The organism is Dokdonella sp. (assembly GCF_019634775.1).
Taxonomy (GTDB): Bacteria; Pseudomonadota; Gammaproteobacteria; order Xanthomonadales; family Rhodanobacteraceae; genus Dokdonella.
The window spans coordinates 112,738-124,551 of the sequence record NZ_JAHCAS010000003.1 but is presented as its reverse complement, the minus strand read 5'-3'; the positions used below and the strand labels follow the sequence as shown (position 1 = coordinate 124,551).

Sequence of the window (11,814 nt, the reverse complement as noted above, 5' to 3'; positions counted from 1 at the left end):
CCTGTCATCCCGGGAACCGCCCCATGGCCATCCAGCTCACCGCCGCTGCCCTCAAGCGCATGCAGGACTTTCTCGCCCGCGCGCCCGATGCCGTGGGCGTCCGTTTCGGCATCAAGCGCACCGGCTGCTCGGGTTTCGCCTACACCGTCGACGTCGCCGACCGCGTCGCCGACAACGACACCGTATTCGACCAGGACGGCGTGCGTGTGCTTGTCGACGCCAAGGCCCTGCCGTTCGTCGACGGTACCGAGATCGACTTCCGCCGCCAGGGCCTCAACGCCGCCTTCGTGTTCCACAACCCGAACGCGACCGGCGAGTGCGGTTGTGGCGAGAGTTTCACGGTCGAACCGGCTGTCTGAGTCGCCACGGGATCGGTTGACGCACCTCCGCAATCCGGTACTTTCGGCCCTGTCGCAAGGTTGATTTTTTTGATATAGACTCGCGGCCGTCATGCCTGCGCGGTCGTTGCGGTCGTGGGCCGATGCCGGACGATCCATTGCGATCCGCTTGCTCGCCCCCCTTCCGACGCACGCATGGCACTGGGAGGCCCTTCACGGGGTATGGGCGTATCAAGTCAAGTTGCGGAGAGTTTCAATGTCGGATCGTCAGGTCGGCACCGTCAAGTGGTTCAACGAGAGCAAGGGTTTCGGCTTCATCAGCCGCGAGGGCGGCCCCGATGTCTTCGTGCATTTCCGCGCCATCAACGGCACGGGATTCCGCACGCTGCAGGAAGGGCAGAAGGTCAGTTTCAAGGTCGTTCAGGGACAGAAGGGCCTGCAGGCCGAAGACGTCACCTCGGCCTGATCCCGATCCGGCTCGCGAAAACACCCGGGGCCGCGGCGCAAGCCGCGGCCTTTTCGTTTGCGGCTTTCCGACGCTGCCGAATCATCCTCCGACACGAGGGGATTGTCCGATGAAGGCGGCGTCACCGCTTCAGACGTGTGACCAGGAAACCGATCGCAAGCACGCCAAGGAACGCGCCATAGCCGAGCGCCGAAGCGAGCACCTGCTTCCAGATCGCAGCGGCCGCCGGGTCGGCATGAGCGAACGCCCAGGCGCCGGCCCATGTCGCCGCCGCGATGGCGGCAGCCAGCACGCCAAGCGCCAGCGCGCTCCGTCGTGCACCGCGGCCCCGCGCGGTCACGCGCCAGTAGAGCCAGCCGAGCACCAGATACCACGGCAGCAGCAGGATCAGCGAAAGGTTGAGCTCGATGACGGGGTTCATCCTGGCTTGCCCGATATTCGGGTCGAACCGTATTGCTGGGCGGCGTCGGTTTGAATCGATGGATTCATTCTGCTTGAGGCGCTCGCATGAAGACTCGACTGCCGCTTCCTTGGGATGCTCTGACCAATCCCGAACGGGATTGATCAGAGCATCCCTTGTACATCGAACCGACGGGTTCCGAGCGGAATGTGGTTCCATCGAACGAAAGGATGCGTGAGGTCATTCGCATGGAGCCTCCAGGGTTCCGAAAACCTGAATCAAACCGCCTACTCGACCCCGCCCATAACGCCCACATCCTCCTCCGACACCGGCACGGCGTCGCGGTTTTCCTGTGCGCGCAGGAAGTTGACGACGCCGGCGATGTCCCGCGCGCTCAACGAATGGGCGAAGGGCGGCATGGTGTAGGGCATCGGATGGGTGGGCGTGCTCGGGGCGATGGCGCCGAGTGCGACGAGTTTCACCAGGTTGACCGGATCCGGCGCGGCGATCGCGCTCGAGCCCTGCAGCGGCGGATACTTGCCGGCGACCCCTTCACCGCGCTCGCCATGGCAGTCCGCGCAGCGCTCGGCATACACCTTTCTGCCGAGGGCCAGTGATTCATCATTGGCGCGCACGCGCATCGGCGGCTCGGGTTCGGCTGGTGGTGCGGGAAGCAGGCGCAGATAGGCTTCGATCGCACCTGCGTCGTCATCCGTGAGGTATTGCAGGTTGCCGGCGATCACGTTGGCCATCAACCCGTAGCTCGCGATGGCATCCGGTGCGCCGCCCTTCAGGTAGCGGGCGAGGTCGCCGTCGGCAAAACGTGCCAGCGCCGTGCCGTGCAGAGCCGGGGCGAACCAGCCCGCATTGCGCGCGCCCCACAACTGCGGGCCGGTGGATTGGGACGCGAAGGTGCCGCGTGAGCCGTGGCAGACAGCGCAATGGCCGATGCCTTCGACCAGATACGCGCCACGCGCCACGTGTGCGTCGCTCCAGTGCATTTCCGGTGCGCGGCGCAGGTAAATCAGGCGCCACGCAATCATTGCGCCCGGCAGGTTGGCCGGGAATGCATAGACCGGCGGACGTCGTGCCGCCGTGGACGGCGGCCTGCTGCGCAGCCAGGCGAGCAGGGCATCGAGATCGCCGTCATCCAGGCGCCGGAAACTCGTGTACGGGAACGCCGGCGACAGTACGCCGTTGCGGCTGATGCCGTGGCGCATGGCGTGACGGAATTCCTCGCTGGACCAGTCGCCGATTCCGTGCTCCGGATCCGGCGTGATGTTGCTGCTGTAGACGACGCCGTAGCGCGTGTTGAACGCGCGCCCCCCAGCCAGTGATTCACCGTCGGGTGCAGTGTGGCAGCCCGCGCAGTTGCCGACGGTGGCGAGATAGCGGCCGTGTTCGATCAGGGCGGGCGAACTCGCCGGAATCGACCCGGTCATGGGCACCCGGAATGGCGCGAGTCCACCCTGACGCGGCAGCAGGACGGCGATTGCGGCGACAAGGGCAAGTATCAGAGGCAGCAACAGGGCAGCCATGACCACGAACAGGCGACGGATCATCGCGAGCCCCCGGCAACCGGCATCGAGCCGCAGGCAATCGGCAGATCGAAGCTTCCGGCTGGGGCTGCGGCAATCGAATGGTCGGCACCGCGTGTGGCCAGCCAGTCGCCGAGGCGGCGCAGATCGCGCGGATCAAGCGCCTTGGCCACATTGGCCATGCAGTCCGGTGCGGTCGCATGGCGCGCGCCGGTCCGCCAGGCGCCGAGTTGGGCGACGATGTAGTCGGGTGGAAGTCCGATCAGGGCCGGGATGCCTGGTTCCTGGCCGGCAAGGTTCTCGCCATGGCAGGCCGTGCACGCCGGAACGCCGCGTACCGGATCACCATTCTCGACGAGCCGGCGTGCGCGGGTCGCGTCGGCGTCGCTGATCGGCATGGGGATCGCTGACGAGCGTGGCGGCAGTCGTGCGTAGTGCTCGGCGATGCGCGCGAGGTAGGCGTCGTCCATGTTGCGCATCAGCCAATTCATCGACGCGTATGCCCGTCGTCCATCGCGGAATGCCCGCAACTGCGCCAACAGGTAGCCTGCCGGCTTGCCGGCCAGGTGCGGGTAGTACTCGTTGCCGGTCATGCCCTGGCCTTGGTCGCCGTGGCAGGCGGCACAGGCGGCGAGGCGTTCGTGCAGGTCGGGAGGTGCCGGTTCGCTGGCCATCGCCGTGGCGCTGGCGAGGCAGGCGGCGAGGTGCATCCAGGGGAATCGAATCATGCGGGCAGGATAAGGCGGATGCGTGGCGGCGAACAGTTCGATGGCGATGTGCCCCGGCAAGCCTTGCCGGCTGATGATGCCGACCTCATGTACGCGCCCACTGAGCAAGGAGCCCGCCCATGAGCCTGTTCGAACCGCTGCGCCTTCGCGGCATCACCCTGCGCAATCGCATTGCGGTTTCGCCGATGTGCGAATACTCAGCCGTCGATGGCGTGCCGCAATCGTGGCATCTGGTCCATCTCGGCTCGCGTGCGGTTGGCGGCGCCGCCCTCGTCATCGCCGAGGCCACGGCGATCGAAGCGCGCGGGCGCATCTCGCCGGCCGACACCGGCCTGTGGAACGACGCGCACGTGGAAGCCTGGCTGCCGATCTCGCGTTTCATCCACGAACAGGGCGCGGTCGCCGGCATCCAGCTTGCGCATGCCGGACGCAAGGCCAGTGTCGACGTGCCCTGGCGGGGCGGCGCGCGCCTCGAAGCCGGTGCCGGTGGCTGGATGCCGGTGGCACCGTCGGCGCTCGCCTACGCACAGGGTGAGCCAGCACCGATGGCGCTCGACGAGGCCGGCATCGAAGCGATCGTGCGGGCCTTTGCCGATGCTGCGCAGCGTGCGCTCGATGCCGGTTTCGAACTGCTCGAAGTACATGCCGCACACGGTTACCTGCTGCACGAATTCCTGTCGCCGCTGACCAACCGGCGCGAGGATGCCTTTGGCGGCACGTTCGACAATCGCATCCGCCTGACCCGCGCGGTCGTTGCAGCGGTACGCGCGGTATGGCCGGAACGCCTGCCCTTGTTCGTGCGCCTGTCGGCCACCGACTGGGCCGATGGTGGCTGGGACCTCGAGCAGAGCATCGCGCTCTCGCGGGTGCTCGCCGGCGAAGGCGTCGACCTGGTCGATGTGTCGAGTGGTGGGCTGGTCACACATCAGCAATTGCGGGTCGCTCCCGGGTATCAGGTGCCGTTCGCGGCACGTATTCGTGCCGAAGCCGGCATCGCCACCGGCGCGGTCGGCCTGATCACCGAGCCTGCGCAGGCCGAGGCGATCCTTGCCCGCGGTGAGGCCGACCTCGTCCTGCTCGGCCGCGAGTTGCTGCGCGACCCGTATTGGCCGCGGCGTGCGGCACGCGAACTGGGTGCGGACATTGCCGTGCCGGAGCAGTACGCGCGTGCGTGGTGAGCGCGAAACCACGGGCAGCGTTCGCCTTGACATCTGGTTGTGGGCGGCGCGGTTCTTCAAGACGCGCAGCCTTGCGCGCCAGGCCATCGACGGCGGCAAGGTCGACGTCAATGGCGCCGGCGCGAAGCCGGCGAAGGCGATCCATGTCGGCGACGAACTGGCGATCCGGCGCGGTGACGAGCGCTACATCGTGCATGTCGCTGCACTGTCGGAACAGCGCGGGCCGGCGCCGGTGGCGCGCACGCTATACGTCGAAACCGCCGCCAGCCTCGCCGCGCGCGCGCAGATTGCGGAACGGCACCGGCTGACTGGTGCCGCCTTCGACCATCCCCCCGCACGGCCCGGCAAGCATGCCCGGCGTCTGTTGCGTGCGTTGAAGGAAGAAGCGGGGAATGGGGAATAGGGAATGGTGGAAAGCCGGGCGTTTCAGCTCTGGACCAAGCAATGCTCCGATCAATCTCGATTGATCGGAACATCCCAAGCGGAAGCACGGCCTCGATATGACATCAATAAAATCATTCAACACATTGTTTTAACTAACATTTATCGGTGGCCGCTCGTGTAGCCGATAGTGCCGAGCCAGCCAGCCGCCGGTTGCCGCCCAGAGCAGCGCAAGCATCGCGCCGATGAGCATGGCCAGTGAGGGGTGCTCACCGAGCTGGGCGAGGCCGTGCTTGGCCCAAGCGCTGACCGCGTCACCCCCACGGTAGAAAACGGTGTCGATGAAGTTTTTCGCCTTGTACTTCTGCTCGGCCGGAACGACCGTGTAGAGCATCTCGCGACCCGGGCGGGCGAGGGCGTATTCGCCGGCGCGACGAATCACCATGACCACCACGAACACGCCGAACACCGGTGCCAGCGCCAGCCAGAGGAAGCCACCGGCGACAACCAGCGGCACGGCGACGAGCAGCACGCCAACCCCGAGGCGGCGGGCGATGTGTCCGGTCAGGAATGCCTGGGTCAGGATCGCCAGTGTCTGGACCACCGCATCGATCATGCCGAAGACCTGGGTCTGGCGCGTGCGATCCGGGAAGGTTTCGGCGACGAGGCGCGCCTGCTCGAAATAGAGAAAGGTGTTGGCCGTGGCAAGCAGGATCACGAACAGGCCGATGCCGAGCAGGTACGGAGAACGCAGCACCGCGGTTGCGCCGGCGAATGGATTGCCGCCGAGCGCACGCGAACGGTCCGCGTCGACATCGCTTCGTGCAGGGGCCGGCTGGCCGTCGCGCCAACGGTGCATGACTGCCGCCGCCGCGATGGCCGCGGCGAGGAAGATGGCTGAGAGCACGAGCAGGCCGGCATGACCGAGCGGAGCGACCAGGAGGGTGCCGAGCACGGGGCCGACGAGCCCGCCGAGGCTGGCGCCGCCGGCCATCAGCGCGAACAGGCGCCTGGCCTGCGCGGTCGCGAAGACGTCGGCAAGCGTGCTCCAGGCCAGCGAGATCGTCAGCAGGTTGAACACCGACAGCCAGATGTAGAACGTGCGTGCGACGGTGAGATCACCCGGACGCAGGGCGAGGCCCGCGGCGAAGGCAAGGAGGTTCAGGGTGAAGAACCCATAGGTCCAGGCCAGAATCCGGCGTCGCGGGACCTTCGAGGCGATCCAGCCGAACAGCGGAACTGCGGCGAGCGTGGCGAGGAAGGTTCCGGTGAACAGCCATTGCAGCTTGTCGATGCCGCCGGCGATGCCCATCGTCTCGCGCACCGGTCGCAGCATGAAGTAACCGGCGAACAGGAGGAAGAACAGGGCGAGACCAGCGGCAACCGCAGGCGCCTCGCCTGGTCGGGTGCCGAACAGGCGCGACATTGCACGCGCGAACGCCGTCGCGGCCGGCATGGGCAAGACCTCAGGAGGCGAAGGTGTCGACGAGTTCGCGCTGCCAGGCCGAACTCAGCAATGGGCCATGCCCGGCCTTGAGCTGGTCGGCCTGACGCTCGGGCTTGCTGGTCGCCGGAATGACCGCGGTGACCGCCGGGTGGCTGATCGCGAACTTGAGGAACATCTGTGACCACGAAGTCACGCCGATTTCCGCCGCCCAGCCGGGCAGCGGACGCTCCTTCACCCTGGCGAACAGCCTGCCGTCATCGAAAGCGCGGTTGACCAGCACGGCGATGCCCTTGTCCTGGGCGAGCGGCAGCACGGTTTTCGCGGCGTTCGCTGCGTTCACCGAGTAGTGGATCTGGATGAAGTCGAGCTTCTCGTTGCGCATGAGCTGTTCGAGTTCGGGCAGGCCACGGTCGACGTAGTGGGTGATGCCGACGTAGCGGGTCTTGCCCTGCTCCTTGAGCTCGCGCGCATACGGCAACTGGGTTTTCCACTCGCGCAGGTTGTGAACCTGCAGCAGTTCGACCTTGTCGGTACGCAGACGCCGCAGCGACCCGGCCCACTGCGCTTCGGCGTCGGCGCGTGAGTCAGCGGCGATCTTGGTGGCGAGGAAGGTCTTCGCGCGCCAGCCGCCGTCGGCGAGCAGGGTGCCGAGCACCTCGTCGGCGCCGGAATAGTTCGGTGAGGTGTCGATCACGCTGCCACCGCCTTCGAAGAACACCTTGAGCACGTCCTTGAGTTGCTCGTATTTCCCGCTGCCGGGTATGGCCTCGAAGCTGCCCGATGTGCCGGCGCCGATGACCGGAATGCGCTCGCCGGTCGATGGGATCGGCCGGGTCAGCATCGGCGACGGCGAGGCGGCCAACAGGCCGCGGCTGGCGACCAGGCTGATGCCGGCGGCGGTGAGGCCGGTGGCGAGGAACTGGCGTCGGTTCAACATCGGAGTTCTCCTCTGGGCAGACGAAGTGCACGGCTTCGGCGCTGGGATGCTGGCGGGTGCGGCGGCGGCCGTGTTCGCATGCAAGCACGAGCGCATGGCCGCAGGGAAGTTGCCAAAGGCATGCCCGGATCGCGCGCGGGCAGCCGCCGGGTGGTGCCGGTGCAGCCGCTTTCCGGCTACCGCGTTCGGTCGTCGTGCGCCCGCGCGCCGCCTTCGAGGTGCGCGACGAAGGCCGGATAGAGCACCGTGTTGGCATGGCCGCTTAGGTGGTCGCCGTCGAAAAACAGCGGACGACCGTCGCGTACGGCCTCGCAAAGAACGACATCGCAGAGCAGAGGTGTCGCATCGAAGATGTCCGCGCCGGGCAGGGCGGCTGCCACGCGCTCCAGGCTGGCGAGGGCCACCGCGCGATGCCGCTCCACATCGGCTCGGGAAATCGAAAGGCCGCCGGCGCAGACGGGATTCATCACGTTGAAAGCATCGCTGCAGCGAAACGCCGGTGCACGGAACACGGGTTTCGGTGCATCGAAGACCAGATGGATGCCGCGTGCGGCAAGCGGCGCGAGCCGGCGCACGAGATCGGCTTCGACTTCGCGTCGCGCAGGATCGTCGCGGTCGCTGCCGATGCCAACGTCGAAACGTGCCCACTGGTCGCCCAGGCGCTGAACACGCAATGAGGCGAGCAGCAGGATGTCGCCACGTCGCGCTCGAGCGGTGATGTCGGCGAGCACGCGTTCAGCCTGGCCGCGGCAGGCGTCGCCCATGCCGTCCGGGCGCAACGAGGCGAACGAGCAGCCCGGGTTGCGATAGAGCACGCCCTTGGCCCCGTTGCGCAGGACGTATTCGGTGACCATGCCGGTATAGGCCATCGCGTGCGAATCACCGAACACGAACAATGTGCGGCCTTCGTGCGTGCGCCCCTGGCATCCACGGGCGGCATACTCGCCACGCGATGGATCGTTGAGCGAACGCATCGACAGGCGGCAGTCTGGCTCGTCGGCCAAGCCGACGTGTTCGCTCACCTGCCAGTCCATGCGATCGCGCGTGACCGTGCTGAGCGACGCCCAGGGTGCCGATTTGCGCACGCCGTAGCCGAGGATCGCCGCCATGAACAAGGCGAGGATGCCGCCTGCCACGACGCGCCATGCCGGTGCACGTCGCAATGGCGTCGAGTGGCGCAATGGTTGCTCGATCCATCGCCATGAGGCCTCGGCGAGCATGGCGGTCAGCAGCACGGCCAGGACCATCCGCGTCGGTCCTTCGAGCCCGATCGTCCAACGCATCAGCACGAAGACCGGCCAATGCCACAGATACAGCGAGTACGAACGACGGCCGAGTGCGAGCAGCGGTGGCAACCCGAGCAGGCGTGCGAGGGGCGATTGCGCGTCGCGTCCATGCAGGGTCACCAGCAGCACCACTGCAGCCGCGACGAGCGGGACGATCGAGGCGACGCCACGTGATGGCAACCACAAAACCGCGACGAGCGCGATCAAGGCCAGCCAGGCCCCCGTTTCGGCAAACGCGCCCCACGCTCCTCGCTTCCAGCGCAGCCGCCTGGCGCCCTGATGGAGCAGTACGCCGGCTGCGATTTCCCACAGACGTGAAGTGGTGAGATAGAACGCCGCGTTCGCATCGCGGGCCGAACGCCAGCAGGCGTCGGCGAGCGAACCAGCGAAGACGACGGCGAAGGCTGCCACGGACAGCAGACGCCACCGCCCGCCGCGCAGCCAGGCGAAGAACAGCAGTGGGAACAACAGGTAGAACTGCTCCTCGACGCCGAGCGACCAGGTATGCAGGTACGGATTGAACTCGGCGCGCGGGGCGAAATAGCCGTCGGTCCGGTAGGCGAGGAACAGGTTGGACAGGCCGAAGAAGGCGTACAGGCCGGTCTTCTCGTTGGCGTCACTGAGCCAGGCCAACGGGACCACGAGCATGCTGACGAGTGCGGTGGTGAGCAAACAGGTCAGCAGCGCCGGTGCGATGCGCAGGAAGCGGCGGCGGTAGAACTGTCCGGCGAAACCACGCAGATCCACCACCGCCCCGCGTTGGGCCGAGGCGGCAACGACGAAACCCGAGATCACGAAGAACAGGTCGACGCCATGCAGTCCGCCGGCCATGGCGGGTGCATGCAGGTGGTAGGCGATGACCGCGACGACGGCAAGCGCACGCAGGCCGTCGATGTGGGCAACGTGCTCCTGGGGCGTCGTCGGTACGCCGGGTGCCGTCGTCCGCCCTGCGGGATCACTCGGCATGCGTCGCCGATGGCGCATCGGAGCGCAGCGGCAACGCCTGCGCGAATGCCGGGTAAAGGATCTTGTTGCCATGGGCGCTCAGATGATCGCCATCGAAGAACACGGGTTTGCCATCCCGCATGGAGTCGCACCATTCGTCCCCACAGAGTTCGGGCAGGGGATCCCACACATGTACTGCCGGAACCGCTGTCGAGATTCGTTCGAGGCTGCGCATCACCGGCGCACGATACGCCTCCATGTCCTTGCGTGATTCCCGCAGGCCCGCGGCGCAGATCGGATTGCCGGCATTGAACGCATCGGCGCAACGGAACGGCGGTGTGCGGAACACCGGTTTGGGGGCATCGATCAGGATGTCGAGTCCGTTGCCGGCAATGCCCGAGAGCAACGCAATGGCGGCCTCTTCTGACTGCGCGCGCCGTTGCAGGGCGTTCGCGCCGAGCATCGACGCTCTGGCCTGCGCTTCGTCGACCATGGCGAACTGTGTGCTCAGCCGGGTCAGTCGCAGGGCGGCGAGAAACAGGATGTCTCCACGCCGGGCCCGCGACAGGATGTCCTCGACCACTTCGCGACCGTTCGCCACGCATGCGGGAGGCTCACGTTCGGGCTGCAGGCTGAGAAACGTGCAGCCGATGTTCGGATAGAGCCGCACCGTCGAGCCGCTGCGAAGGACGTGCTCGGTCAACAAGGTGCTGTAGGCCATGGCATGCGAGTCGCCGACGACGAAGATCTGGCGCGGATCGCCTGGAGTTTCGGCACAACCGCCGCGCGAAAACACCTGGGCGTGTCGCGCGCCCTCGCTTTCCGTGCCTACGACGAGGTGGCAGCCGGGAAGCTGCGGAATCACCGGAACCAGTTGCGGGTACCAGTCCGTGGCATGCCGGGCCACGGTGCTCATCGACAGCTTGGGCTTGAGCGCGATGAGGCGGTCCGACGCAGCCCAGGCGGCGACGACCAGGGCGATACCGGAAGCCACGACCGCCATGCGGGGGATGGCGTGCAGACGGCGTGTCTGCCGTAAAGGCTGCTCGACGAGCCGGTAAGACAGTTCGGCGATGCAGAATGTGCCGACGAGCGCCACGGTCGTCGGGCCCGGCCCGTCAAGCCCACAGGTCCAGCGCATGATCACGAACACGGGCCAGTGCCAGAGATAGAGCGAATAGGAGCGCGTGCCGACGTAGCGCATGGGCGCACTGGCGAGCAGTCGCGCCGGCACCGCGTCGGTGCGCGCCCACTGCAGGATCGCGAGAGCGCCTGCCGTGCCGATGACTGGCAGCATGGCACCCGGAAACGGGAAGGTGCGCTCCCGTGACATGAACAGGGCCAGCGCGATCAGCGCGAGCGAGATCCAGGCGCCGGCAGGCACGAGCCAGTACCAGCGGGCTTCCCGTACCCGGGAGGCGCCGGTGCCATGGACGGCCATGAACACGAGGACACCCAGGCCGAGTTCCCAGAATCGCGAGGTGATCAGGTAGAAGGCGGCCGGCGGGTCCGACCGGCCACGGATCCAGGCATCGGCAAGCGATGCCAGTGCCGCGGTCACGAACAGGACGACCGCGAAGCGACGCCAGTGCCCCAGGCGCAACCAGGCGAAGAACAGGAGCGGGAACAGCAGGTAGAACTGCTCTTCCACCCCCAGCGACCATGTGTGGGTGTATGGGTTGAACTCGGCGGTCGGCGAGAAATAGCTCTCGTTGTGGCTGGCCAGATACAGATTGCTCAGACCGAAGAAAGCGTATCGGCCGGTCGTCTCGATCGCCGAACTCAGCCAGGCGAACGGAATGAACAAGGTGCACGCCAGACTTGTGCTCAACAGGCAAAACACGAGAGCGGGCACGATGCGCCGGATGCGCCGCGCATAAAAGTAGGCGAGAAAGCCGCCAAGGCCGGATCCGTTCCAGCGGGCGACGGAAGCGCTGACCACGAAGCCGGAGATGACGAAGAACACATCGACGCCGGCAAAGCCGCCGGGCAGCCAGCCGCTGTCGAGGTGGTAGGCGATCACGCCGAGCACGGCGATGGCCCGCAGTCCATCGATGTACGCGAAATAGGGGTGCGGCGCGGATGCGTGGCTTGGGTGTGCGTTCATGTCGACCGATCGCTTGCCGGATAACGGCTGGAGATGCATTGATGCGTCGCGGAACCGGCGATG

At 66.8% G+C, this 11,814-nt stretch carries 11 protein-coding genes; 4 read left to right on the top strand and 7 right to left on the bottom strand.

The window, feature by feature from the left end:
- The first annotated feature begins 23 nt into the window (after positions 1-23).
- Together KF907_RS14385 and KF907_RS14380 are read left to right on the top strand one after the other, a co-directional pair.
- Complete coding sequence (locus tag KF907_RS14385; protein WP_291221468.1) at positions 24-359, top strand: HesB/IscA family protein; 336 nt, start codon at positions 24-26, stop codon at positions 357-359.
- 235 nt (positions 360-594) lie between these two features.
- Positions 595-804 carry a cold-shock protein gene (locus tag KF907_RS14380; protein ID WP_291221466.1) on the top strand — a complete coding sequence of 70 codons (210 nt, stop codon included), beginning with the start codon at positions 595-597 and terminating at the stop codon, positions 802-804.
- Between the two features lie 121 nt (positions 805-925).
- Here KF907_RS14380 and KF907_RS14375 read toward each other — a convergent pair whose 3' ends face one another.
- The 3 genes from KF907_RS14375 to KF907_RS14365 form a co-directional block, all read right to left on the bottom strand.
- Entirely contained in the window at positions 926-1,225 is a 300-nt protein-coding gene (locus KF907_RS14375) for a hypothetical protein (RefSeq protein WP_291221464.1), read from the bottom strand.
- Between the two features lie 266 nt (positions 1,226-1,491).
- The gene (locus KF907_RS14370) at positions 1,492-2,766 is read right to left on the bottom strand and encodes a c-type cytochrome (protein ID WP_291221462.1); all 1,275 of its coding nucleotides are present in this window, start codon (positions 2,764-2,766) and stop codon (positions 1,492-1,494) included.
- On the bottom strand, positions 2,763-3,452 hold the full coding sequence (locus tag KF907_RS14365) for a c-type cytochrome (protein ID WP_291221460.1): 690 nt from the start codon (positions 3,450-3,452) through the stop codon (positions 2,763-2,765). Before KF907_RS14365 ends, KF907_RS14370 begins: the two co-directional genes overlap by 4 nt.
- Positions 3,453-3,589: 137 nt before the next feature.
- On the opposite strand from KF907_RS14365, the gene KF907_RS14360 reads away from it, so the two are divergent.
- Together KF907_RS14360 and KF907_RS14355 are read left to right on the top strand one after the other, a co-directional pair.
- Positions 3,590-4,648, top strand: a complete 1,059-nt coding sequence (locus KF907_RS14360; protein WP_291221458.1) for an NADH:flavin oxidoreductase/NADH oxidase — start codon at positions 3,590-3,592, stop codon at positions 4,646-4,648.
- Complete coding sequence (locus KF907_RS14355; protein WP_291221456.1) at positions 4,638-5,051, top strand: RNA-binding S4 domain-containing protein; 414 nt, start codon at positions 4,638-4,640, stop codon at positions 5,049-5,051. The genes KF907_RS14360 and KF907_RS14355 overlap by 11 nt, the downstream gene beginning before the upstream one ends.
- 129 nt (positions 5,052-5,180) lie before the next feature.
- Here the strand turns inward: KF907_RS14355 and KF907_RS14350 are convergent, their stop codons facing one another.
- The 4 genes from KF907_RS14350 to KF907_RS14335 all read right to left on the bottom strand — a co-directional run bounded on the left by KF907_RS14350 (position 5,181) and on the right by KF907_RS14335 (position 11,751).
- A complete protein-coding gene (locus KF907_RS14350; RefSeq protein WP_291221453.1) occupies positions 5,181-6,485 on the bottom strand; it encodes an NTP/NDP exchange transporter in 1,305 nt (434 codons plus the stop codon).
- Positions 6,486-6,495: 10 nt separating this feature from the next.
- Positions 6,496-7,413 (bottom strand): aldo/keto reductase, encoded by a 918-nt coding sequence (locus tag KF907_RS14345; RefSeq protein WP_291221452.1) that lies wholly within the window; start codon positions 7,411-7,413, stop codon positions 6,496-6,498.
- Positions 7,414-7,589: 176 nt separating this feature from the next.
- Positions 7,590-9,665 (bottom strand): acyltransferase family protein, encoded by a 2,076-nt coding sequence (locus KF907_RS14340; protein ID WP_291221451.1) that lies wholly within the window; start codon positions 9,663-9,665, stop codon positions 7,590-7,592.
- Positions 9,655-11,751 carry an acyltransferase family protein gene (locus KF907_RS14335; protein WP_291221449.1) on the bottom strand — a complete coding sequence of 699 codons (2,097 nt, stop codon included), beginning with the start codon at positions 11,749-11,751 and terminating at the stop codon, positions 9,655-9,657. Before KF907_RS14335 ends, KF907_RS14340 begins: the two co-directional genes overlap by 11 nt.
- Between the last annotated feature and the right edge of the window lie 63 nt (positions 11,752-11,814).

Coding starts and splice junctions, on each gene's coding strand:
- KF907_RS14365 (WP_291221460.1), bottom strand. CDS start 3,452: ATGCACCTCGCCGCCTGCCTCGCCAGCGCCACGGCGATGGCCAGCGAA.
- KF907_RS14360 (WP_291221458.1), top strand. CDS start 3,590: ATGAGCCTGTTCGAACCGCTGCGCCTTCGCGGCATCACCCTGCGCAAT.
- KF907_RS14335 (WP_291221449.1), bottom strand. CDS start 11,751: ATGAACGCACACCCAAGCCACGCATCCGCGCCGCACCCCTATTTCGCG.
- KF907_RS14370 (WP_291221462.1), bottom strand. CDS start 2,766: ATGATCCGTCGCCTGTTCGTGGTCATGGCTGCCCTGTTGCTGCCTCTG.
- KF907_RS14380 (WP_291221466.1), top strand. CDS start 595: ATGTCGGATCGTCAGGTCGGCACCGTCAAGTGGTTCAACGAGAGCAAG.
- KF907_RS14385 (WP_291221468.1), top strand. CDS start 24: ATGGCCATCCAGCTCACCGCCGCTGCCCTCAAGCGCATGCAGGACTTT.
- KF907_RS14340 (WP_291221451.1), bottom strand. CDS start 9,665: ATGCCGAGTGATCCCGCAGGGCGGACGACGGCACCCGGCGTACCGACG.
- KF907_RS14375 (WP_291221464.1), bottom strand. CDS start 1,225: ATGAACCCCGTCATCGAGCTCAACCTTTCGCTGATCCTGCTGCTGCCG.
- KF907_RS14350 (WP_291221453.1), bottom strand. CDS start 6,485: ATGCCGGCCGCGACGGCGTTCGCGCGTGCAATGTCGCGCCTGTTCGGC.
- KF907_RS14345 (WP_291221452.1), bottom strand. CDS start 7,413: ATGTTGAACCGACGCCAGTTCCTCGCCACCGGCCTCACCGCCGCCGGC.